Consider the following 23,202-nt stretch of genomic DNA (forward strand, 5'->3'; position numbering starts at 1 on the left):
TACTAATAGCTTTCAAATTCAGTTGAATATTTCGTTTTGAGCGAAATGTTTCTATTTTTTTCAACTTTTTCAATGACCGATATGATTGTTTTGTTTTGTATCATTTCAATGCCCTTTTCGATATCATCCGAAAAAACACGATCCTTCTCGGCAAAAGATACTTGTTTTCGCACGGTTTTGTGTATTTCATCCGAGAAAGATTCCTGATTTCAAAGGCTTTCTATATTCAAAGGCCTGAGCGGCCGTCAATAATTCTATAGCCAATATTTTCTCTACATTTTCTATGACCCTAAGCGCTTTTCTCCCGCCGATGGATCCCATACTCACATGATCCTCTTGACCTAAAGAAGTGGGAATACTATCGGCACTGGATGGAAAACACATGCCCTTGTTTTCGCTGGCCAGGGCGGCACTCGTATACTGTAATATCATATAACCGGAGTTGATGCCGGTGTCCTTCATCAATAATTTAGGAATTCCGGGGCTATTCCCCTCCAAGGCCAAATAAATACGTCAGTCCGAGATGTTACCTACCTCTGAGGCGGCCAAGCAGGCATAATCCAAGGCTAAGGCCAAGGGCTGTCCGTGAAAGTTACCACCACTTATTGTGAGTTCCTCATCGATTATTACGGGGTTGTCCGTAACAGAATTCAATTCGGTTTCCAGTAATTCCTTCAAGTGTAACCAAGCATTACGTGATGCCCCATGCACTTGGGGAATACACCTCAGGGAGTAGGGATCCTGTACACGATCACAGTCTATATGATCTTCCATAATTTCCGACCCTTTTAGCAATCGCTTCACCCTTCGGGCAACGTGTATATTCCCTTTAAAGGGTCGTAATTCATGTAATTCTTTATAAAAAGGTTTCACGGAACCTTGTAGGCCTTCAATCATCATGGCACCAATGATATCGGCTTGTGATAAAAGAGAATGGAGTTTTTCCACGACCTTAACGGCATGGGCCGCAATGAATTGGGTGCCGTTAATAAGTGCAAGCCCCTCCTTTGGTCTCTAAGTCTATGGGGTCAAGCCCCGTTTTATCAAACATGTTTTGGGTCTCCATAACCACGCCATCATAAACAACCTTGCCTAAGCCTATGAGTGGTAGGAACAAATGTGACAAGGGAGCCAAATCACCCGACGCCCCTACGGAACCCTGTGAGGGTACCACTGGAATGACATCATTTTCAATATGCCGAGATAATGCGTTTAAGTGTACTAAGGGAAATTCCGAATATCCCTTGGCCAAGGAATGGGCCTTTAAAATCAGCATGATTTTAGCAAGTTCTTTGGAAATGGGTTCGCCCACACCCACGCTATGGCTTTTAAGGATGTTGCTCTGTAAAATTAGAGTCTCCTCTTTGGAAATTTTAGTGGTGCAAAGAGGCCCAAATCCAGTATTGATTCCATAGACTGGCTGTCCTTTTTCCACAATTGCTGAAACAACCTTGGCACTGTTTTCAATTCGCTGTTGGATAGCTTCGGAAAGTACTGTTGTAGTAGCTCCTTTTTCTATATCTAAGACCTTTCCTACAGTAAGCCAGTCTTCTCCAATTTTAAATGATTTTGAGGCCACAATTTACATTTTGAATATTAGTTTTATAAAGATATTGCTTAGGTTTGATAATTGCCAATACCATTTTAGTGAACAGTTAATTACTATGAGTTCTCAGATAGAATTACGCCACCTTACCTACTTTTTGGCGGTAGCCGATGAACTACATTTTAGGAAGGCAGCCGATAAGCTTTTTATTTCACAACCAGGACTGTCCCGTCAAATAAAGCAAATGGAAGAAATTCTTCAAGCCGATTTGTTCGTTAGGGACAAAAAGAAGGTGTCCCTAACCCCAGCAGGACATTATTTAAAAAGTCAGGCCGAAGAAATTTTTGGGCAATTGAAAGAAACCAAACGTCAATTGCAGTTGATAGGAGAGGGAGATACAGGAGAAATCCGAATCGGATTTTTGGGTTCCGCCATGCAGGATGTCATACCAAATCTACTATTAAAATTAAGGGATAAATTCCCAAAGATAAAGACGTCATTGGAGGAATTGTCCAACTTGAAACAAGTGGATGCTGTTTTAAAGGATACATTGGATATAGGTTTTGTAAGATTGGCCAGGATTCCGGCAGAATTGTATATGAGGACTGTTTATGAAGATACATTTTCATTGTATCTCTACCAGAAAGTTACCCCATGTTAACTAGGGAATATAAGGGGATGGGTCGATTCTCAGAAGACAATTTCATTCTGTTTAGTCAGGAGTATAGTCCCTATTACTATGAAACGATTATGAGTATCTGTTCCGATGCGGGTTTTGTACCTAAAGTCTCTCATAAATCGGTACATGCGCAGACCATATTTAAATTGGTGGAAAATAATTTAGGAATTGCCATTGTACCTACAGCATTACAGTACGGGTTTCAAATGCGGGTAAAGTTTATAGAGTTAAAGAATATTGAACAAAGGGCTTTATTGTCTGTGATTTGGAAAAAGGAGCGTAAAAACCCAGTATTGCAAAACTGCATTGATCTTTTATTTCAGAAGTAAAAGAAACAAAAATCAATTTGTGCCTTTTTAAATGCAGTTATTGGTTATTTATTCATGTACTATGAAGCGTATTTTTAAAAGACTAAAATTTAAACTATGATATTTGATTTAATCAAAAAAAGAAGGTCGGTTTTTCCGCCTCAATATATAGACAAGGAGATATCCAAAACCGATTTGGAAAGGATATTAGAAGCCGCTAATTGGGCGCCTACGCATAAAAAAACAGAACCTTGGCGATTTAAGGTACTGCGGGGTGAATCTAAGAAAGCCCTAGGACAATTCTTGTCTAAGAAATATGCGGAAACGGATCCAAGACCCAAACAGATGAAAATTAAAAAATTACAGTTCAATGCCGATCGATCTGCGGCGGTCCTAGCTATTTGTATGCAGCGAGATCTTAAAGAAAGTCTGCCGGAATGGGAGGAAGTGGCAGCGGTTGCCATGGCGGTACAGAATATGTGGCTATGCTGCACGGAATTGGGAATTGGGTGTTACTGGAGCTCCCCTGGAATTATAAAATACATGCACGAATTTTTTGATTTGGCCGAAGGGGAGAAGTGCCTCGGATTCTTGTATATGGGCTATTTTGAGGGTGATATGCCGGAATCTACCCGGGAACCCATTCAGGATAAAACCGTTTGGCTGGATTAGTCAAAATAAGGAAACAGCACTGACCTATATTCCCATGCTGTCACAATAAACAATCCCAAATACACGACGGCAACCACAAATTTCATAAAAGTTCCCGTCAGGAAACCCAAAAAGGAACCAAAAGCAGCTTTTAGTGCAGTTTTGTTATCTGCTTTCGCCGACAGTTCCCCAATAAAGGCCCCAACAAATGGACCTATGATTATGCCACCCGGGATAGGTGCTATCAAGCCTATGATGAGTCCGATCGTAGTGCCGATTACCCCAGCCCTTGTACCACCAAATTTTTTGGTTCCCATAGCGGGTATAATGTAATCCAACCCAAAAACAATCAGCGCAATGGTAAGGGTGGTACCCAAAACCCACCAATTGTTGGGTATGGCTTGGGTGAGGTATAACAATAAAAGTCCGATCCAACTTATAGGTGGCCCGGGAAGTACGGGCAGAAAACTTCCCAAGATTCCTACCAGCATAAAAACAAATCCTATTAATAAAAGTACAATATCCATAATTTATGAATAAGACTGTCTTTTGTCCACTTCGTTACAAAATAATGTAAAATAAAACCTTTACAATCCATCTTTCGTAAGTAGATTTGAAAACCAACTGAATTCCATGAAATCAAATAAAACAAAGCGCAAAAGATATATCCAATTGGTGTGTACACTTATGTGCTCTTTTTATTTGTTGGGTGTCTTTAATGGTTCGGTTTTGGAGATGCTGCACGAGATATCGCACATTGTAGCTCCAAAGACCCACTCCCATACGTTTGTTTTTGGACATGAAATAGTGGATTATTCTTCTTTAAAGGGCATGGCAGGACATTCCCATGAGGCACTTCAGGAACTTAAGGATTTGTTGGAAGCAAACAACCCCAAAAAGGACGACACCAAGAATACCTTTTCGGAGAAATTGGATAAGCATTTATCAGAAAAAGTTACTTTGAAAGTGCCCGCTGAAACTTCGTTTGAATCGCGGACCTCCTGGCATTATCAAGCGAACTATCACTTCAGATATCCAAAGCAGGAGTCCCCACCTCCCCAGTACATTTAGTTTAAAAAGGGTGATGCAGAAATTCGGAATTCATTTTTCGAAAAATTTCTAGTTGCCCAACATTCAAGTTTTTAGGCTAATCAATAAAATGTACTACAATATGAAATATAGTATTGCGGTAGTACTCGTGCTATCTATGGGTATGGCAACCGCACAAAATATAAAAGGGAAACTGGTAAATACATCGGATTCTCCCTTAGAGGACGCAGGAATTTTTAACAAAACCAGTGGACAACATAGTCATACGGATGCCACCGGACATTTCTTGCTGGATAGAACGTCAGTAGGTGATACCTTGTATTTTTCCATGCTTGGGTATGCCACGCAGACCAAAGTAATTCGACAGATAGATTTGGATACGCCGATAACGATAATTCTCGAAGAAAGCAGTATCTCATTAGATCAGATGGTGTTGGTGTCCAAGGTGGATGCACTAAGTAGATTGGTAGACGTAGATGTCAAAACCAATCCTGTAAAATCCTCCCAAGAAATCCTTCGTAAAGTTCCGGGTCTGATTATAGGGCAGCATGCGGGTGGCGGAAAGGCAGAACAGATATTTTTAAGGGGTTTTGATGTAGATCACGGAACCGACGTGGCGCTTAGTGTAGACGGAATGCCCGTAAATATGGTATCCCATGCGCATGGACAAGGGTATGCGGATTTACACTTTGTAATTCCGGAAACTATTGAAAATATCAATTTTGGAAAGGGACCCTACTATGCCGATCAGGGAAACTTCAATACGGCTGGATATGTCAATTTAAGATTGAAAAAAGTCTCGATCAAAGCATGGTTTCTACCGAGGTGGGTCAGTTTGGTACTCGAAGGTTTATGGGCATGTTCAACGTAATGGAAAACCAAAACAGTAGCGCCTATTTGGCTTCTGAACTTTACCTCACGGATGGTCCTTTTGATTCCCCTCAGGACTTTAATCGGATAAATATTTTAGGGAGATATAGATATGCGTTGCCAGGAGAACAGGAATTGGTACTTACCGCTTCACACTTTTCCAGTAAATGGGATGCTTCGGGTCAAATTCCACAGAGGGCCATAGATCAAGGACTTATTGGACGATTTGGAGCCATTGACGATACGGAGGGTGGACAGACCAGTAGAACCAATATCGTATTGAATCACAACAAGAACTTGGGGGTAGGTGAGTCGCTGGAAACCACGGCGTTCATTTCCCATTATGATTTTGAACTTTTCTCTAATTTCACTTTTTTCTTGGAGGACCCTGTGAATGGTGACCAAATACGGCAGTTTGAAGACCGAATGCTGGCGGGAGCCAAAACGGTGTATCAGAATAAAATGGCCAAATTAGGTACTATGGATTTTGAATATAATGCAGGTATCGGTTTTAGATATGATAATGTAAATGATAACCAATTATCTAGCACATTGAATAGGCAAGAACTTTTGGAGCGTCTTGCTTTTGGCGATGTGGATGAGATGAACGGATATGCCTTTGCCGGTGCTACCTTCCGGTCGGGAAAGTTTGCCTTTGAACCTGCATTGCGAATGGATTACTTTAGGTTCGATTATTATAATAAATTATCCACGCTTTATGATAATCGAAGCGAAGAAAAAGTGGCATTTAGTCCAAAGTTCAATACCATATTCAGTCCATCCCAAAACACTCAGATTTTTCTGAAAACAGGAATCGGATTCCACTCAAACGATACCCGTGTAGTGGTGGCGAATGGTGGTGAAGAAATACTGCCGGCGGCATATGGCGTAGATTTAGGTACCATTCTAAAACCAGTGGATAAATTGGTATTTAATGCAACGCTTTGGAGTTTGTTCCTGGATCAGGAGTTCGTCTATGTGGGGGATGCCGCAATCGTGGAACCTAGTGGTAAGACCGGAAGAATGGGTATTGAGGTAGGGGCTAGATACCAACCTTTGGAATGGTTATATGTCTATTCCGATGCCAATTTTACCCATGCCGGAAGTACAGAGGAGCCGGAGGGCGAGGACTATATTCCCCTTGCGCCGGATTTTACCATGTCCGGTGGGTTAACCTTGGGTGGAGGGCAAGGTCTTTCCGGTGGAATCAACTATAGGTATATTGATGATAGACCGGCCAACGAGGATAATTCAATTATAGCTGAGGGCTATTTTGTAACGGATGCTACTGTAAATTATAGCCTAAAGAACTGGACTTTTGGTTTAATTGTAGAAAATCTTTTTGATACGGAGTGGAACGAGACCCAATTTGCTACTGAAAGTAGATTGCGAAATGAAAGTATGCCGTTTGAGGAAATACACTTTACCCCTGGCACACCTTTTTATGTAAGGGGCAAAGTGACCGTAAACTTCTAAATGGAAATCCGTCAGAAAAAACACTGACGGATTTTTTCAATCATTTTTAACTAAAAAATTAGTTTAAACTAAATGTTTAGTTATATTTGTTTTATGTTAAACTAAAAAGATAGTTGAAAAATGAAGCAGTTAACAAAGGCCGAAGAGGAGGTAATGCAAGTATTATGGCAATTAGAGAAGTCAAATGTAGCCGGTGTCATAGCCGAGTTGCCGTGAACCCAAGCCGGCCTACAATACCATCTCCACCATCATACGGATTTTGGAAAGCAAGGGCTTCGTGGATCATGAGAAGGAAGGAAAGGGTTACCTGTACTTTCCAATCGTAAAAAGGTCAGATTACAGCAATCAAAGTATCAACAAATTAGTAGACGGGTATTTTCAGGGTTCCTTTAAAAGTATGGTCTCTTTCTTTGTAAAGAAGAATGATATGAATCTTAAGGAACTGGAAGCCATCCTTAAGGAGATGAAGAAGGAAGAGGGTTCCACCAAATAAAATTAGTCCATTTAATACAATAGAGATGATTCAATATATCTTAGAAATTATCGCCTTTCAATTGACCTTTTTGGTTATCTATGACTTCTTCCTAAAGAAGGAGACGTTCTTTCAATGGAACCGAGTTTATTTATTGACCACCTTCATTGGCTCCATGGCTTTGCCTTGGGTAAAAATCGAGGCCCTAAGAAGCGAGTCCCCTATCTTTAAAGGCTATTCTGAATATTTATGGAGCGTTCAGGAATCGCCCGTTACTATAGTAGAAGCTTCACAAGATTGGTTTTCAATTTCATAGTCCGAAGCAATTTTTGCACTTGGGTGTATGCTTGCCACCATCGTTTTTGCAATAAAATTATGGCGATTATATCGATTAAGGACTATTGGCAGCATGCGCTATTTTCCGGACCATACCCGGATTCTTATTCCAAAAAGTCATATAGCCTTTTCATTCTTTACATCCATTTTCTTAGGCGAGAGTATCAATTCAAAGGAAATAGAATCCATTGTAAAACATGAGTTGGTTCATATTAGGCAGCGCCACACCTTAGACCTCTTGTTTTTTGAGGGTATGCGCATTCTGAGTTGGTTTAACCCCTTGGTTTATATGTATCAAAACCGGTTGACGGAACTGCACGAATACATTGCCGACGCCCAAGTTCCAAAACAAGACCGACAGTCGCATTGTGAGATGCTATTATCTCAATCATTCGAAGTTCAAAATATTTCTTTTATCAATCCATTTTATAAATCATCATTAATCAAAAAACGAATAGTCATGTTACAAAAATCAAAATCTAAAAAAATCTGGCAGTTAAAATATTTGCTACTTGTTCCAATAGTCTTAGGCATGCTGGTTTATTCCTCTTGTGAAAGCGAATCTAATTCCAAGGAAGATACAAATAGCACTTCCTTAAAATCCATGAAGGTTCCCTTCAATGAAATTGATGTGGTGCCTATCTTTCCAGGGTGCGAGAACGTAGATGACCAACGTGCTTGTTTTAACGAAAAAATACAGATGCACATTGGCAAAAACTTTAGCTATCCGAGAGGAAGCTATAAAACAGGGTCTTGAAGGTAGGGTCAATGTTATGTTTACTATCAATGCCGAAGGAAATATTGTAGACATAAAAAAGCGAGGCCCACATCCTCTTTTGGAAGATGAAGTGGAGCGTATCATTTCCCGACTCCCGCAAATGAAACCAGGTTTAAAGGATAGTATCGCAGTGAACATACCTTACTCCATTCCCATAGTCTTTAAGTTAGATGGTACATCGGCTAAATCAATGTCGCAAAAAGGGCTTGATTCGGATTATGTTCCCTTTGGTCAGGTAGATGAGGTGCCCATTTTCCCGGGCTGTGAAGATGTATCTGACACACGAGCCTGTTTCAATGAAAAAATAATGGAACACATCAGCAAGAATTTTAGATATCCTGAAGAGGCTCAAAAAAATGGTATTCAGGGTAGGGTTAGTGCCATGTTCACCATTTCGGATAAGGGTATGGTCCAAAACCTAAAATTAAGGGGGCCTGATAAATTATTAGAGGATGAGGTACAACGCATCTTGGAACGTTTGCCCAAAATGGAGCCAGGTAAAAATGATGGAGAGCAAGTAGCAGTAGCTTATTCAATACCTGTAAATTTTAAGTTACAGGTTGAGGATGGTCAGACATCCAATGAGAAAAAGGTAAAAGACTATTTACAGGTAGCGGGGGCTTTGGCAGTTGAAAGAGGAGCAAGTGTTTTTAAGGGCCAAGTAATGGATCGTGAATCTATGGGAATCCCTGGTGTGGATATTTTGGTCGTTGGAAGTAATGAAGCGGCTATTTCAGATTTTGAAGGTCAGTTTAGTATTCCCGTATTGGAAGGGCAAATTTTAGAATTTCAGTATGAAGGACTACCGCCAAAAAGGGTACTGGTTTTCGGATAAAAAAATGAAGAGAAAGTTCATTTTCATTTTGGCTCTTGTATTTTACCAGGCTGATGCTCAATCCATAAAAATACAATTTGCAGACAGCCTATTTGTAAATGGCAACTATATAAATGCGATTAACGAATATTCCAAACTAGGTTTGGAGAAGGCATCTTTACAGATTGCAAGGGCGTATAATGCCATTGGGAATTTTGAAAAGGCCATCGCTCAATATAAAGCATTGGTCTCGGAAAATTCTACTCTTGGAATTGCCAAATTCGAGCTGGCCAAACTGTATCTAAAGACGAAGAAATATTTCCGAGCAAAAGAATTGTTAGGTATTCTAACGGCCGAATTTCCGAGAGAATCCTGAATATCACTTTTATTTTGGGGAAACTATCCGCGAAAAAGAGGATTTGGATTTGGCAATTCCTTCGTACAAGAAAGCCATCGCTGTGGATAGTACCCATCTAAGAAGTCTATTCCAGTTGTCCAAATTTTATTTGGTAAAGCGCGCAAAGGATTCTGTACTTTATTATACGAATATGGGGCTTAGCTTTTATCCCGAAGACGTTTCATTACTTAATTTCAAGGGGCTAGCTTATTTTAACAATGATAATTTTAGGGATGCCATTCCCTATTTTGAAAAGCTTATTGAGTTGGGAGAACATAAACCCTTTATCTATCAAAAACTTGGTTATGCATATTATAAGACCTGGGAGTTTGAAAAGGCCAAAATGATTTATAAAATGGCAATTGGTATGGAGGTTGACAACCCCGAACTTTATTATGAATTGGGGCATGTGTATTTGAAGGATAGGGTTTTGGACAGTGCCCAAATATTTATCAAGAGAGCCATTGAGGTTAAAAAACCAAATTTAGCGAAGGAGTATGAGACGCTAGCGAGTATTGCCCGTGAACAGAATGATTTAGGGGGTGCAATGAGATTTTACACATTGGCGCATCAAGAAGCCCTTGATGAACCTAGTTTTTTTTATCAAATATGTGCAATGAAGGAAGGATTGAATAAAAATGCCAAGGAAAGTCTCGGATTGTTACCAAAACTTCCTAGGTGAATATAGGGATAAGCATCCTTATTTCTATGAAATCGTATCCAAACGTATTTCTGAACTCAAGACAGAAATACACTTTTCCCAAAACTAAACTGCTCAAAAAATTGTAATTTCCACCGTAGATTAGGTGTCATGCAACGCGTTTGGGTCTTTTTGTTTTTTCTAGGTCCGGTTTCTTGCAATTTCCTTGACTCCAAGGAAAAAAGAACCCAGGATTTGATCAATACGGAACTTAGGGAAATGGATTGGAACTCCGTGGATTCCTACCCCCTGTTTTTGGAGTGTGATGAAACCGCGACCAAGGAGGCCCAAAAGCAATGCTTCGCCCAACAATTGACCACTCATTTTGAAAACACCCTACGAGAATTCGAATTTACCATAGATTCTGACCATAGCGCCATTGTAGATGTTATCTTTGTCATTGATGCGAAGGGAAAAATTAGTGTTGAGGATATTATTAAAGATGCGGCCATACTAAAGCAAATGCCCGAGTTTGATGGTATCATCACACAAAGTCTAAAAAATATTCCTCCTATCGCTCCCGCTCTTAAAAGGGGCATTCCGGTAAAAACAAAATTTAAAATACCGGTACAATTAAATACCAAATAGGGTGTGGCTACAGAAAAAATCATTTTAGGAATAGATCCTGGGACCACCATAATGGGCTTTGGCCTGATTAAAGTGGTTGGCAAAAAAATGCAGTTTATCCAAATGAACGAATTGCAGCTAAAAAAGTATGATGACCCTTACACCAAGCTCAAGCTCATTTTTGAAAGGATCATTGAGTTAATCGATACCTATCACCCTGATGAGATTGCCATTGAAGCACCTTTTTTCGGAAAAAATGTCCAGTCCATGCTTAAATTGGGCAGGGCACAAGGCGTGGCCATGGCGGCAGGTCTTTCCGGACAAATTCCCATAACTGAATATCTCCCCAAAAAAATAAAAATGGCCATCACGGGCAATGGCAATGCCAGTAAGGAACAGGTCGCAAAAATGCTCCAAAGTGTACTCTCCCTAAAAACCTTGCCCAAAAATTTGGACAGTACAGACGGGTTGGCGGCTGCCGTATGTCATTTCTATAATGAAGGTCGGGTTGAAGTGGGCAAATCCTATTCGGGCTGGGAGGCCTTTGTGAAACAAAATGAAGGAAGGGTTAAGAATTGACCTTAGAAACCTAGCATATGTCCGGCATATACATCCATATTCCCTTTTGCAAACAGGCATGCCATTATTGCGATTTCCACTTTTCAACTTCCATGGGGAAAAAGGAAGCCATGATAGCCGCTTTAAAGAAGGAGTTGCAATTTAGGAAAACGGAATTTAAGGATGAAGAAGTGGAAACTATCTATTTTGGTGGGGGCACTCCCTCCGTTTTGGAATTGCAGGAAATCAATGGTATAGTTGAAACCGTATATGAAAACTATAGGGTTATCGATAATCCCGAAATTACTTTGGAAGCAAATCCGGATGATTTATCACTCACAAAAATCGAATCATTGTCCAAAAGTCCTGTAAACCGATTAAGCATAGGAATACAGTCCTTTTTTGATACCGATTTAAAACTGATGAACAGGGCACATTCATCCAAACAAGCATCGGAATCCTTAAAGAACGCTGTCCGTTATTTTGATAATATTTCTATCGACCTTATTTACGGTATGCCTGACATGACCTTGCAGCGTTGGGAAGAAAACATAGATACAGCTCTCTCTTTTGGGGTTTCCCATATCTCCAGCTATGCACTTACGATTGAACCAAAGACCGCATTGGCCAATTTTGTGGAGAAAGGTTTGGTCATACCTGCAAAAGATGAAATGGCTCAGGCACATTTCAACCTATTATATGACAAACTTCTTGATGAAGGTTTCGTTTGCTATGAAATCTCCAATTTTGGTAAACCTGGTTATTTTTCCCAAAATAATTCGGCCTATTGGCAGCAAAAGAAATATTTGGGGATTGGACCATCGGCACATTCCTTTGATGGTCACCGTAGGGGATGGAATATCAGTAACAATCCGAAATACATTAAGGCCCTTGAAAATGGGGAGCTTCCTATGGAAACGGAAATCCTGTCCACAAAGGATCAATACAATGAGTATGTCATGACCGGGCTACGGACGATTTGGGGGGTAAATTTGAGACGAATTCAAAAGGAGTATGGAGTGAAATATAGTGATTACCTCCTGTGGCAATCTCAAAAATATAGGGAACAAGGTCTATTATGGTTGGAAGGGGATGTGCTCTCTACGACCAAAAAAGGTAAGTTTTTAGCGGATGGAATTGCTGCTGATTTGTTTATGATTAACTTGTCCTGATAAAAGGTTTTCAATAGTTATTGATCTTATTGAGTGAAGACAACCATAATCCATAAAAAAAGGACGTATCAAGTAGATTTATCCAAGCCGTTGGATATATCCATCCCCATGACCGGGGATATTTCCAATGTGAATGCCTGGTATGTGGACCATCCGAGAATTGAGCCACACACGGAACATGGTTTTACGGGAAGTGTAAAGTCAGGTGCAAGTACCAATTTTAATGATATTTGGTTCAATCCACATGCGCATGGCACTCATACGGAATGTTATGGACATATTACTCGAGAAGTATACTCTGTGAATGAAAAGTTGAAAAAATACTTCTTTTTGGCAGAGGTTATTACTATTGCACCGGGTAAGCTTGGGGATGACTTTGTGATTTCTAAGCATCAGTTAAGCAATACCATAAAAGGAACGAATCTAGATGCTTTGGTGGTAAGGACCTTGCCCAATACCAAGGAAAAATTGTCAAAACAGTATTCAAATAGTAACCCCCCTTACTTTATGGAGGATGCCATGGCTTTTTTGGTGTCAAAAGGCATAGATCATTTATTGGTGGATCTTCCTTCTGTGGATAAGGAAAAGGATGGTGGAGCGTTAGTCTGCCATAAGAAATTTTGGAATCTGAAAGGAGAAATACGGAAGGAGGCAACCATTACTGAGTTTATTTTTGTGCCCAATGATTTGGAAGATGGTACGTATCTGTTGAACCTACAGATGGCGCCATTCATAAACGATGCTAGCCCTAGCAGACCGGTTTTATTTAAAACTACAGAAGTATGAAGAACCTATTAAAGTTGGAAGAATTTGCCATGTTCGTCCTCGGCATTTTTATGTATGGACTTTTGGGCTATCCCTGGTGGCTCTTTTTTGTATTGATCTTGACTCCGGATCTTGGTATGCTTGGGTATTTAATAAATGAGAAGGCAGGAGCTATTGGGTATAATATTTTTCATCATAAGGGAGTTGCCATATTATTGTATTTCTTTGGGATGTACCTATCTTTTCCGGTTATTGAAATGATAGGGGTCATACTATTTACACATAGTTCAATGGATCGTATTTTTGGATATGGTTTAAAGTATGATAAGGGATTTAAGTATACCCATTTAGGGGAAATAGGAAAAAAGAATGGATAATATACTCGATGTCTTTTTAGGCCTTATATTGGGTGGGATAAGCATGTATTGGTTGTTCTCATTGTTTAGAAAGAAGCAAAGCAAGGAGATAACCACCCATCAATCCACCGTATTGATGGAGAAGATACGAAGTGTATGTAAGCTCATATCAGTGGAAGGAGATTTTGCCGAGGTATACAAGTACGAGAATACAAGAGAGCGATTCATGAGTTTATTGATAAGTAAGAAGAAGGCCCTCATTGTTATTAAGGCAAAAGCCCGGATAGGTTATGACCTAAGTAAAATATTGATGCATGCTGACAACGGCAAAAAGAAAATCATATTATCCAATTTTCCGGAGCCGGAGGTACTTTCCATTGAACCTGACCTGGAATTTTATGATATTAAAAATGGACTATTTAATACGTTTACTCCGGATGATCTGACAAGTCTAAACATCGAAGCAAAAAAACACATTCGAGAAAAAATTCCTGAAAGCGGACTTATGGATACCGCTAAAAAAGAGGCCCTTCAATCCGTTTTGTTAATTGAAAAGATAGTGGAGACCATTGGATGGAAATTGGATTATACCGCGCTTCATATTTCAGAGAAGGATAAAAAATTATTGGACACATAACTCAAGGGAATGAAAACAGCTATTACTTTAGTATTTTTGGTATTTACAACAATTGCCTTTGGCCAAATAAATGAAAACATGAAAGAATTCGATCCTCATTTTAACCATACCGTATTTTTTTGGTTGAAAAACCCGGATAGTCAAGCGGACAAAGATGCTTTTGTAAAGTCCCTATCCAAATTTTTGGACAACTCCGGTTATGCAAAGACCAAGTTTATTGGTACCCCACCAAAGGCGAGCAGGGACGTAGTGGATGGTTCGTTTACCTTTTCCTTAATGGTGTCATTTGAATCTGCCGAAGCGCAACAGGCTTATCAGGATGAGGCTCCACATAAACTTTTCATAGAAGAATCAGAACATCTTTGGGAAAAGGTCATTGTTTACGATTCTACCGGTATATAAACCTTTGCCATGAACATTGAGGTCTTTCGTGAATACTGTCTTTGCAAAAAAGGCGTAACGGAAGAATTTCCGTTTGATGAGAAAACCCTCGTGTTTAAGGTGATGGGTAAAATGTTCGCTTTATGCGGCTTGGAAAGGGTACCCTCTCAAGTAAACCTAAAATGCGAACCTGAACGTGGTGAGGCATTAAGGGAACGATATGACGGTTTGATCATTCCGGGCTACCATATGAGCAAAATCCATTGGAATACCCTTTTTATAGAAAGCTTGCCGCCCAAACTGGTTTTGGAACTTATTGACCACTCCTATGATTTGATTGTTGCCAAGTTTCCCAAGAAGTTACGTTCAGCATATGATTAACTCTAGAAAGTGACTACCGAATTCGAACATATCATCCAAAATATTAAAACCTGTTTTGATGGAAAGCCTTGGTACGGTGTTTCTATCATGAATAAGCTTAAAGAGATACCTTGGAATTTGGTCAACGAACAAAAGTACGGTGCTAAATCCATTGCGGTCTTGGTAAAACATATTATCAATTGGCGCATTTTCGTTTTAAAGAAATTGGAGGGGGATGAAGCCTATGACCTTATCATTGACAGCATAGAGGATTGGACACCGTTATTTATAAAAAATAGAGAGGAATGGGAAGTACTGTTGGAAGAGTTACGACGGACACAATCTGAACTTTTAGAAAAACTGGCATTGGAAGACGAGCAGCTTTTAGAGAAAAGAGTACCAGGTAAGAAGTACACATTCGGATCTATTTTGACCAGTATTTCACAACACGATATTTACCATTTAGGCCAAATTTCAATGTTGGTTTCCATGCATACGAATTGAAACCCTACTTTTGTTGAATTACAAGATGTTTACGGCAGCATGGAGGAACCTCTATCTTTTTATCAAGAAGAAATAGTATTATACCAAGAGCAACTTACAAAAGTGAAATCACAGTTGCTTACTTCCAGTATGATCAGATTGACTGTTTTTTTACTTGCGGCTTGTGGTGTTTACGTTTTTTACGAAAATACTAGAATAGTCTTAGGCCTGGTGGTCGTTGTTTTTGCCATTTTTCTTTTCCTGGTTTCAAGACATACCGATTTACAGTACAAAAGGGACAAGCTTAAAAAGCTAATATCTATAAACGAAACGGAAATCCAGGTTTTAAAAAGAGACTTTAAAGACCTTCCTGACGGATCTGCATTTAAGGATGATACCCATTTTTATAGTCAGGATATCGACCTATTTGGTTTAGGGTCTTTTTATCAGTATTTGAACAGGACCAGTCTATGGGAAGGGAGTCAGATGCTGGCCTCCTTTTTAAAAGGTAATGAAACTCAAAATATTGGAGATAAGCAGGCTGCCTTAAAGGAACTTTCCAGGATACCTAAATGGCGACAAGATTTTTCCGCCACGGCCTCCTTGGCAAAGACGGAAATTACTTCCAAAAAAGTGCTTCAATGGATCAAGAACTATACCCCTTTCATCCCCAGGTTTATGAGGGTTCTTCCATTTCTATTTACTGGATTAAGCATATTGACTTTTACCTTCTTTCTGCTGGATTACCTTGCTGCAACAGTTTTGTTCTATTGGTTGCTTTTGGGTCTAATCATAACGGGCACGTACACTAAAAAATTGACCAAGCTGGTCTCCGGTACGGGTAAAATCCAATCCCTTTTTGAACAATATGATCAATTATTAGAGGGAATAGAAACTCGGAACTTTAAGTCGGAACTACTGAAGGACAAACAATTGGAGATTATTAGTCAGGGAAGAAAAACCTCGGTAGTTTTAAAGGAGTTTTCCAAGTTGTTGGCAGATTTGGACCAAAATAACAATTTGTTGTATTTAATTTTTGGCAATGGGTTATTTCTTAGAGGGTTACATACAGCCTTTAAAATAGAGAAGTGGATAAGTCTTCATGGTGAATTCGTCGAGAAATGGTTCAATTGTATCGCATTCTTCGATTCCTATAATAGTTTGGGGAATTTCGTTTTCAATCATCCCGATTATACCTTTCCAGTCCTGAATGAAAATGAAGTGTGCATCAGATCTAAACAGGCCGGACACCCCTTATTGACCCTCAAAAGAGTGTGCTGAACGATTATGAGATAAAGAAAGAGGATTTTTTCATTATCACTGGGGCCAATATGGCAGGGAAAAGTACCTTTCTTAGAACGGTTTCCTTACAGATAGTGATGGCCAATATCGGTTTGCCCGTATGCGCCAAAGTCATGGAGTACAGCCCTATTAAATTGATAACCAGTATGCGCACCTCGGATTCGCTGACCGATGATGAGTCCTATTTTTTCTCAGAATTGAAAAGACTAAAATTCATTGTGGACGAAATCCAAAAGGATAACTACTTTATTGTTTTGGATGAGATTCTCAAGGGAACCAACAGTACGGATAAGGCTAGGGGGTCGCGTAAATTTGTGGAACGCTTGGTGGCATCAAGCTCTACGGGAATCATTGCCACGCACGATTTAAGTCTCTGTGAAGTGGCAAACGAATTGCCCCAGGTCAAAAACTACTACTTTGACGCAGAGATAGTAGATGATGAGCTTCATTTTGACTATACTTTTAAGGAGGGGATTTGCCAAAATATGAACGCCTCGTTCTTACTACGAAAAATGGAAATAATTCAATAATAGCTCAATTTTCATATATACTGCAATAAGTGAGAATTCGTGATTTTATTAAAGAGGATACATTAATGATGTTGCTTAAAAGTATTTATCTTGCATGGATGCTTTAATTGTGAATAAACCGATCCAAGAGGTCGTTTCTATATTTGGACTAAATAATGCAGATTAATAAAACGAACATCGAGGGATGTTATGAGATGAAACCTGAGATTTTTAAGGATCAAAGGGGATTTTTTTTTGAAAGCTTTAATAAAAAAAGGTTTGAACAGCTAACCGGACTGAAGGTGGCCTTTGTTCAGGATAATCAGGCTTTTTCAACGCATGGTGTTTTGCGGGGCCTTCATTTTCAGAAAGGAGAGAGTGCTCAGGCAAAATTGGTTCGGGTGATTCAGGGCGAAGTATTGGACGTAGTCGTAGATATAAGAAGAGATTCTCCAACTTATGGGAATTTCTTTAAAACCATTTTATCTTCGGAAAACCACAAACAACTTTTTATTCCCGGAGGATGCGCCCATGGATATGTTACTTTGAGCAACTCTGCAACATTCTTTTATAAGTGTGACAATCATTATAATCCGGGTGCGGAATCCGGAATTGCGTACAATGACCCAACGTTGAATATTGATTGGGAAATACCGGATAAAGAACTCATTCTTTCTGAGAAGGATCGTATCTTACCCAAATTCGACGATTTGTTAGATTAATGGATAGCTATGAAACAATCTAAAAGAGTATTGGTTACCGGTGGGTCAGGACAATTGGGAAGTACTTTAAAAAAGGCGATTCAATCAACAACAGAAACTATTGATTTTGTTTTTACCGATTCTAAAGATTTGGACATAAGCAACTTGGAATCAGTGATGGAATACCTAAATAAAGCTGACTTTGATTATTGTATAAATTGTGCAGGTTATACGCAAGTGGATAAAGCAGAGGAAGACGAAGAGAAGGCACTTTTTATCAATGAGCATGGAGTTAAAAACTTAGCCAAAGCCTGTCATAGCTATAATACTATTTTAATCCATATTTCAACGGATTTCGTGTTTGATGGCCGTAAGAGCTCTCCCTATTTAGAAACGGATAGGCCAAGCCCCTTGGGTATTTATGGTCTTTCCAAATATAAGGGAGAACAAGAAGTAGTACGAAATATGGACCGTTATTTTATTATCAGGACTTCTTGGCTTTATTCGGAGTATGGACATAATTTTTTCAAGTCCATGTTAAAGTACGGTAGGGAAAGGGACCAATTGTCAGTAGTATTCGACCAAATTGGTACGCCTACTTCGGCACATGACCTTGTAACAGCAATCTTGAAAATTATTGTTGAGGAAATAGACAACTATGGTATTTATCACTTTAGCAATGAGGGGGTGGCGAGCTGGTATGACTTTGCCCAGGCTATTTTTGATATCAATGGTATCCAGGTCGATTTAAAGCCAATCCGGTCAAAAGAATATCCTACTCCGGCGGAACGACCATCTTATAGTCTGTTGGACAAAAGTAAAATTAAAAAGGTGTTGAAAACGCAAATACCCCATTGGAGAAAGAGTCTTGAAGAGGTTTCCAAGAATATGGGGAGTGTTAAGTAGATTGCCATTATATCATGGAAATTGGATTTAAAATGGATATCCAATGGCAAAATTCAAGGTCATTTTATTCCCTTTGTCCCCAAAGAAGGGGATGTTCCATCGGTCATTTTCTCGGGCGGTAGGGTACTCGGAACGGGGATGCCAAATCTAGCCGAATTACAAAATTTTGAATATCGACCCGAGCGCCAAATCCAAATCCGGCGGCCACTTCACGTAGCCAATCCGATTCGAATTTTCCATCGGTAAATAATGAGTTGGATGCGTTGCTTAGTTGTTGGTCTGCTTCAAGATTTTCATAATTACCAGTCAACCAAACGTTACCCGCATCCACAAAGAATGCTCCCTTTAGATAGGAGACTATAGGAAACCGATATTCCAGGTTTGCTTCCAATTTCAAATTTCCGGACCGGTCGAAATAATCGGTAGTGGCATCTTCTTGTGAGGCATTAAAGTTACCGGGCCCCAGGGAACGGATGTCAAAGGCCCTTACACTATAGGGTCCGCCTGAAAAAAACTGTTTCACAAAGGGTAAGGTTTCGCTATTGCCAAAGGGTACTCCCCATCCTGCATATACACGGGAAACCAAGGTTTGGTCATTCCCCATTCGTAGATAAAACCTAAAATCGGCATCCAATTTGGCATATTGGGCATACTCTGAACCAACTATAGTCCCGGAACCTCCATCTACCAAACTGAATAGATTACCAGCTATATCCAAGTTGGTTGAAAAGAAAATGGGGTAGTCCTTTTCCAAATCAGACACTTCGTCATAGGTGAATCCATACAGCAAACCTGCTATGAACCGTTGGTCAAAACTGCGTCGCAAGAAAGGGTTGTCATCCAATATTTGTTGAAAATCGTCTGTAACGTTTGATAGCCTTGCATAATTTAGGCTAATGGGATCCAATTGATGATATACATACCTGTTCTCTTTCCAAGTATATCCAAAGGATCCATTAATAGAGCTTAACGTGAACAATTGACTACGTCTTAAGTAATCAATACCAGCAGAGATTTTCGTTTTTGGAACGGAATACCTAAAGTTTTTGGGAGAGAATGGAATAGACCTAGGAAAGATCAAGTCGCCTTTCAATCCCCAGGCAATGCTGCTTAAGCTTGAATTATTCCCTGATGAAAGTTGTGATTCATAGGAGAAGTTTGTGGATAGGCTCAAGGTTTCCCCGCCGTGGAACAAGTTTCTATTGCTATAGATGAGTTGTATGCCCGGTCCCGTAAATCCGTTGGATTTTGTAACGGCCTGTACTTCTGCCCTTAGAGATCTTTTGGTCAAAGGGGCAAGAAATATATCTGCTGCCAAGGAACCTCCATCACCGTCGGTCATGGTAGTATCCAACTCTGTATATTGAATGTTGACATACTTGTAACTTCCCAATGAGGAAAGTCGGTCACTTGTTATCTTGGAGGTGTTGGCATCATAAAGGTCCCCTTCCTTAAAAAGGAGATACGTCTCCAATAATTTCGGCCTAAAGTAATATTCGTTCTGTATAAAATCCGTTCCGTTTACCGTAACTGGTTTTTGCCTAGATTTTGGTATGGTATCCCCTTCCACGGAATAATTAGGATACACGGTGATGGAATCAATAGAGTAAGGGATAGCGGCCTTTTTGGGTACGTCTCTCTTAAGTCTTAGAAAAAGATCGAACTTTTTGTTTTTATACTGGTTGGTATCCGCCTCAAAAATCAAAAGGTTGGCCTGACTGTTATAATACCCTCTTTGTTTTAAGCTATTATCCAGTCGTTCCCGTTCAGCTTTTAACAGGTCAAGGTCGAATCGATTGTCCTTTTTTAAGGGGGTTTCTACAATAAGCTTTTCCAACTCTTTATAAATTGGAAGCGAATCCGTATCCAATTGATAGTTTCCGAGCGTGTAGGGTTCTTGAATGGAAATACTATAGTTGACCGAAGCTTTTTTATCCCCTATAATGGCTTCGGAGTTTGATCTACTGTAAAAGAAACCGTTATTGTCCAAACGGTTTAATAAGAGCTCCTCAACTTGTTCCGGATTTATTTCAGAGAAGTATACTGGTTCTTCCCCGAAAGAATTGTTTAGGAATTTATATATAAAACCTGGACGCTCCCTTTGCGCCTTATAATGAAAAAAAAGCGCCGGTTTCATACCTAAAAACTGGGTATTGGGGTTCGGGGTTATTAAAGTTGTTAATTCCCTCTCGATATTTTTAAGGTCCCTAATTTCTCCAATGGTATCCACTTTTAAGTTGGCACCCGTATATAGTTTTTCTCCTTCAGGTATGAATCTCTCTACGCTGCATGCAAGGAATAGATTTACTGCCAAAAGGGTAAGAAATGTGTTTTTTAGGTGCAACGTTTTCAAAGTCTAGTTCTCCTGTTTTTGGTTGTCATTTTCCTTTATATCATCTTCTGTTTTTACCTTGACCGGACTAAAAAGTTGACTAAATTTATTAAACTCCCTATCGAAGATAAATGCGAGTCCGGTCACGATCAATTGCCCATCAATGATATTTTGATATTCTTGTCTTCTAAATCCTTTTAAACGATAGGTTCCCTTTTCGGATAAAAGATATTCAAGCATTACATTGCCGATCACCGGGGTGGAAGTGTCGGAATTGGCGGCACTGCCTTCCACATCCAAGGCGCTTCCTGCCGTAACGATTAGGCGGTCATTGAATAATTTTTTACTTGCATTGACATTAAGTTGGGTTCTGTTCTCGGTAGCCGTTTCCTTGATAATCCTGAAAACTGTCTAAGTCAAAATCGAGTTCAAAACCACTGTTTCCCAATATTTTGTTCGAAATCGTATTCAGTTCGCTGGACAATACCTTATTGACATTGTTTCTTGCCAAGGCAATGGCGCCCCCATTACTTCCATCACTACCGGAGGTAGGATAGAATCGATTCAGGGCCAAGAGTGAGAACACCTGTTTGTTCAATTCAGATTCTTGTTCGTTCAATTGTTGTATGCGCCCGTAGACCGCTCCCCCATAGGAACCCTGTGCATTTTCTCGGCATATCGAGGGCAAAGGAGAGCTCTGGAGTGGTTATTTCCCCACCGACCATCAGATATACTAGAAAAGTGGATGATCTTTGATATTGCCCCGAAATTCCAGTATCCTGACCAAAACTAATGGATGACATTAGGGGTGCAGCCGACGTTTCCAGCTCATAGATGGCGGTAACATCCAATTTTGCATTGTATGGGTCGCCGGACCAGGTGACACTACTCCCCTTATTGATGGTAAACTCCCTGCTAACCAAATTGTACAAACTGGTCCTGTAAAAACCTGAATTGAGTTCCAACCTTCCTGATAATCGAATATCTTGATTGGGGTCAATATTTAGGATTAAACTGGCATTGCCGGAGGCTTGTAATTTATCTTGGGTTTTTTCATCCAGCACAATGGTGAAAACCGCATCGTCTGAAATCTCCAAGGTGGTATTGATATCCATTCCGGCAAATACGGAATTTGCTGTTTCTCCTGAAGTTCTAGTGAGTATAGCATCAGGGTTTTCCCGGTTTACAAATAAGACTACCCCTTCCCTTTCTTGAATTTCGTATTGTGTTTGAGGTACCAAATAGGTAAGGTCTGTAGAATTTCCTATGTTCAGGGAGCCATCAATAATTGGTAGTTCCAAATCTCCTGTAATTTCTAGGTCGGTATCGATTACGGCAGTCCCATATACCAATTCGTTATCTCCTTTTTCCGAATTCAAGGCCGTAAAGTTTTTGGCCTTTACGGTAAGTTCAAAACCTGGATTTAAGAGGTTGTCCGTGGTAATAGCTCCATCCAGTAGTATGCTACCTTGGTTGGAGTCATTTATGCGAAAGGCGTTCAGGGTAAATTCTTTCTCGTTCAAATCCAATTGTTGGCCATTTATTTTTAAATCGGTTTTAAATGCCGATAGTGTAAGACCCACATCGTTAAATTTGATCCTACCTGAGTACTCCGGCTCTGTAAGGGAGCCGTTGACCAATAAACTCCCGGATATATTTCCTGAAGGGTTCGAGAGTTCATCGGTAAAAAAACCTTGTACAATAGCAGTCTCCAATTTTTGTATGTCCAGCTCCAAGTTTAAGTCGGCGCCGTTCTGTGTTGCCGCATAATCCCCCATAAGGCGTACATTGGCACCACCATCTTTTAACACTAAGTCGATGTCATAATCCGATAACGATTTTGAGGAGGCATTTAAGCTGAGGGTACCTAACGGGTTTTGTAGCAATCGGAATTGGTCTATATTGAGTTGCGACACCAAACCTGATGCCCCGTACGGATTTAAAATGACAAAGTTGCCTTCCACGATGCCCTTGGCCAAGGGTTCTTCAGGATTGAAAAGGCTTAAAAAGGTCTGTAGCTGGAAGTTTTCAAATTGGATACCTATATGGTCCGATGACATTTCAGGAATCTGTGTTGATACCTCCAATTTTTGATT

The 23,202-nt window shown here is 39.9% G+C and carries 27 protein-coding genes and 3 pseudogenes; 24 read left to right on the forward strand and 6 right to left on the reverse strand.

Annotation, left to right across the window (positions count from 1 at the left end; genetic code table 11):
• Window positions 1-2 precede the first annotated feature (2 nt).
• A pseudogene (gene hutH / locus NYZ99_RS02325) lies at window positions 3-1,582 on the reverse strand (histidine ammonia-lyase).
• 82 nt (window positions 1,583-1,664) lie between these two features.
• Here hutH and NYZ99_RS21055 point away from each other — a divergent pair.
• From NYZ99_RS21055 to NYZ99_RS02335, 3 genes are all read left to right on the forward strand, one after another.
• Window positions 1,665-2,207 carry a LysR family transcriptional regulator gene (locus NYZ99_RS21055; protein WP_338039249.1) on the forward strand — a complete coding sequence of 181 codons (543 nt, stop codon included), beginning with the start codon at window positions 1,665-1,667 and terminating at the stop codon, window positions 2,205-2,207.
• Entirely contained in the window at window positions 2,201-2,554 is a 354-nt protein-coding gene (locus NYZ99_RS21060; protein ID WP_338039250.1) for a LysR substrate-binding domain-containing protein, read from the forward strand. The genes NYZ99_RS21055 and NYZ99_RS21060 overlap by 7 nt, the downstream gene beginning before the upstream one ends.
• Before the next feature lie 96 nt (window positions 2,555-2,650).
• Entirely contained in the window at window positions 2,651-3,205 is a 555-nt protein-coding gene (locus tag NYZ99_RS02335) for a nitroreductase family protein (RefSeq protein WP_260573297.1), read from the forward strand.
• Here the strand turns inward: NYZ99_RS02335 and NYZ99_RS02340 are convergent.
• The gene (locus NYZ99_RS02340; RefSeq protein ID WP_260573299.1) at window positions 3,202-3,711 is read right to left on the reverse strand and encodes a DUF456 domain-containing protein; all 510 of its coding nucleotides are present in this window, start codon (window positions 3,709-3,711) and stop codon (window positions 3,202-3,204) included. The two genes, NYZ99_RS02335 and NYZ99_RS02340, sit on opposite strands and share 4 nt — an antisense overlap.
• Before the next feature lie 106 nt (window positions 3,712-3,817).
• Here NYZ99_RS02340 and NYZ99_RS02345 point away from each other — a divergent pair, with 106 nt between their 5' ends.
• From NYZ99_RS02345 to rfbD, 21 genes and pseudogenes are all read left to right on the forward strand, one after another.
• On the forward strand, window positions 3,818-4,255 hold the full coding sequence (locus tag NYZ99_RS02345) for a hypothetical protein (protein WP_260573300.1): 438 nt from the start codon (window positions 3,818-3,820) through the stop codon (window positions 4,253-4,255).
• Window positions 4,256-4,355: 100 nt separating this feature from the next.
• A pseudogene (locus tag NYZ99_RS02350) lies at window positions 4,356-6,580 on the forward strand (TonB-dependent receptor).
• A gap of 120 nt (window positions 6,581-6,700) precedes the next feature.
• Window positions 6,701-7,073 (forward strand): annotated as a pseudogene (locus NYZ99_RS02355) (BlaI/MecI/CopY family transcriptional regulator).
• Window positions 7,074-7,098: 25 nt separating this feature from the next.
• Window positions 7,099-7,368: a hypothetical protein gene (locus NYZ99_RS02360; protein ID WP_260573302.1), complete on the forward strand. Its 270-nt coding sequence runs from the start codon at window positions 7,099-7,101 to the stop codon at window positions 7,366-7,368.
• A 27-nt stretch (window positions 7,369-7,395) separates the two neighbouring features.
• Complete coding sequence (locus NYZ99_RS02365) at window positions 7,396-8,145, forward strand: M56 family metallopeptidase (protein WP_260573303.1); 750 nt, start codon at window positions 7,396-7,398, stop codon at window positions 8,143-8,145.
• Window positions 8,096-9,001: a TonB family protein gene (locus tag NYZ99_RS02370; RefSeq protein WP_260573305.1), complete on the forward strand. Its 906-nt coding sequence runs from the start codon at window positions 8,096-8,098 to the stop codon at window positions 8,999-9,001. The genes NYZ99_RS02365 and NYZ99_RS02370 overlap by 50 nt, the downstream gene beginning before the upstream one ends.
• 4 nt (window positions 9,002-9,005) lie before the next feature.
• Window positions 9,006-9,356, forward strand: a complete 351-nt coding sequence (locus NYZ99_RS02375) for a tetratricopeptide repeat protein (RefSeq protein WP_260573307.1) — start codon at window positions 9,006-9,008, stop codon at window positions 9,354-9,356.
• A 43-nt stretch (window positions 9,357-9,399) separates the two neighbouring features.
• Window positions 9,400-10,059: a tetratricopeptide repeat protein gene (locus NYZ99_RS02380; RefSeq protein ID WP_260573309.1), complete on the forward strand. Its 660-nt coding sequence runs from the start codon at window positions 9,400-9,402 to the stop codon at window positions 10,057-10,059.
• A 129-nt stretch (window positions 10,060-10,188) separates the two neighbouring features.
• The gene (locus NYZ99_RS02385) at window positions 10,189-10,665 is read left to right on the forward strand and encodes a hypothetical protein (RefSeq protein ID WP_260573310.1); all 477 of its coding nucleotides are present in this window, start codon (window positions 10,189-10,191) and stop codon (window positions 10,663-10,665) included.
• A gap of 3 nt (window positions 10,666-10,668) precedes the next feature.
• Window positions 10,669-11,223, forward strand: coding sequence for a crossover junction endodeoxyribonuclease RuvC (ruvC, locus tag NYZ99_RS02390; RefSeq protein WP_260573311.1), 555 nt, complete (start codon window positions 10,669-10,671; stop codon window positions 11,221-11,223).
• A 17-nt stretch (window positions 11,224-11,240) separates the two neighbouring features.
• Window positions 11,241-12,374, forward strand: coding sequence for a radical SAM family heme chaperone HemW (hemW, locus tag NYZ99_RS02395; RefSeq protein ID WP_260573312.1), 1,134 nt, complete (start codon window positions 11,241-11,243; stop codon window positions 12,372-12,374).
• Window positions 12,375-12,407: 33 nt separating this feature from the next.
• Window positions 12,408-13,160 (forward strand): cyclase family protein, encoded by a 753-nt coding sequence (locus NYZ99_RS02400; protein WP_260573315.1) that lies wholly within the window; start codon window positions 12,408-12,410, stop codon window positions 13,158-13,160.
• Complete coding sequence (locus tag NYZ99_RS02405; RefSeq protein WP_260573316.1) at window positions 13,157-13,516, forward strand: DUF4260 domain-containing protein; 360 nt, start codon at window positions 13,157-13,159, stop codon at window positions 13,514-13,516. Before NYZ99_RS02400 ends, NYZ99_RS02405 begins: the two co-directional genes overlap by 4 nt.
• On the forward strand, window positions 13,509-14,132 hold the full coding sequence (locus NYZ99_RS02410; RefSeq protein ID WP_260573319.1) for a DUF4230 domain-containing protein: 624 nt from the start codon (window positions 13,509-13,511) through the stop codon (window positions 14,130-14,132). Before NYZ99_RS02405 ends, NYZ99_RS02410 begins: the two co-directional genes overlap by 8 nt.
• Before the next feature lie 9 nt (window positions 14,133-14,141).
• The gene (locus tag NYZ99_RS02415) at window positions 14,142-14,534 is read left to right on the forward strand and encodes a Dabb family protein (protein WP_260573320.1); all 393 of its coding nucleotides are present in this window, start codon (window positions 14,142-14,144) and stop codon (window positions 14,532-14,534) included.
• 9 nt (window positions 14,535-14,543) lie between these two features.
• Entirely contained in the window at window positions 14,544-14,894 is a 351-nt protein-coding gene (locus NYZ99_RS02420; RefSeq protein WP_260573322.1) for an MmcQ/YjbR family DNA-binding protein, read from the forward strand.
• Window positions 14,895-14,903: 9 nt separating this feature from the next.
• A complete protein-coding gene (locus tag NYZ99_RS02425; RefSeq protein WP_260573324.1) occupies window positions 14,904-15,377 on the forward strand; it encodes a DinB family protein in 474 nt (157 codons plus the stop codon).
• 39 nt (window positions 15,378-15,416) lie between these two features.
• On the forward strand, window positions 15,417-16,637 hold the full coding sequence (locus NYZ99_RS02430; RefSeq protein WP_338039251.1) for a hypothetical protein: 1,221 nt from the start codon (window positions 15,417-15,419) through the stop codon (window positions 16,635-16,637).
• Window positions 16,631-17,188: a MutS-related protein gene (locus NYZ99_RS21065; RefSeq protein ID WP_338039252.1), complete on the forward strand. Its 558-nt coding sequence runs from the start codon at window positions 16,631-16,633 to the stop codon at window positions 17,186-17,188. Before NYZ99_RS02430 ends, NYZ99_RS21065 begins: the two co-directional genes overlap by 7 nt.
• A gap of 155 nt (window positions 17,189-17,343) precedes the next feature.
• Complete coding sequence (rfbC, locus tag NYZ99_RS02435) at window positions 17,344-17,889, forward strand: dTDP-4-dehydrorhamnose 3,5-epimerase (RefSeq protein WP_260573325.1); 546 nt, start codon at window positions 17,344-17,346, stop codon at window positions 17,887-17,889.
• 9 nt (window positions 17,890-17,898) lie between these two features.
• The gene (gene rfbD / locus NYZ99_RS02440) at window positions 17,899-18,774 is read left to right on the forward strand and encodes a dTDP-4-dehydrorhamnose reductase (protein ID WP_260573326.1); all 876 of its coding nucleotides are present in this window, start codon (window positions 17,899-17,901) and stop codon (window positions 18,772-18,774) included.
• Between the two features lie 103 nt (window positions 18,775-18,877).
• Here rfbD and tamL read toward each other — a convergent pair whose 3' ends face one another.
• Genes tamL through NYZ99_RS02460 form a run of 4 tightly spaced genes read right to left on the reverse strand, consistent with a single transcriptional unit; the run spans window position 18,878 to window position 23,193 of the window.
• Window positions 18,878-21,127: a translocation and assembly module lipoprotein TamL gene (tamL, locus tag NYZ99_RS02445; protein WP_338039253.1), complete on the reverse strand. Its 2,250-nt coding sequence runs from the start codon at window positions 21,125-21,127 to the stop codon at window positions 18,878-18,880.
• Window positions 21,128-21,130: 3 nt separating this feature from the next.
• A complete protein-coding gene (locus NYZ99_RS02450; RefSeq protein WP_338039483.1) occupies window positions 21,131-21,505 on the reverse strand; it encodes a translocation/assembly module TamB domain-containing protein in 375 nt (124 codons plus the stop codon).
• On the reverse strand, window positions 21,465-21,725 hold the full coding sequence (locus NYZ99_RS02455; protein WP_260573327.1) for a translocation/assembly module TamB domain-containing protein: 261 nt from the start codon (window positions 21,723-21,725) through the stop codon (window positions 21,465-21,467). The genes NYZ99_RS02450 and NYZ99_RS02455 overlap by 41 nt, the downstream gene beginning before the upstream one ends.
• On the reverse strand, window positions 21,706-23,193 hold the full coding sequence (locus tag NYZ99_RS02460) for a translocation/assembly module TamB domain-containing protein (RefSeq protein ID WP_260573328.1): 1,488 nt from the start codon (window positions 23,191-23,193) through the stop codon (window positions 21,706-21,708). Before NYZ99_RS02460 ends, NYZ99_RS02455 begins: the two co-directional genes overlap by 20 nt.
• Window positions 23,194-23,202 lie beyond the last annotated feature (9 nt).

The sequence above is a fragment of the Maribacter litopenaei genome (assembly GCF_025244665.1).
Classification (GTDB): Bacteria; Bacteroidota; Bacteroidia; order Flavobacteriales; family Flavobacteriaceae; genus Maribacter; species Maribacter litopenaei.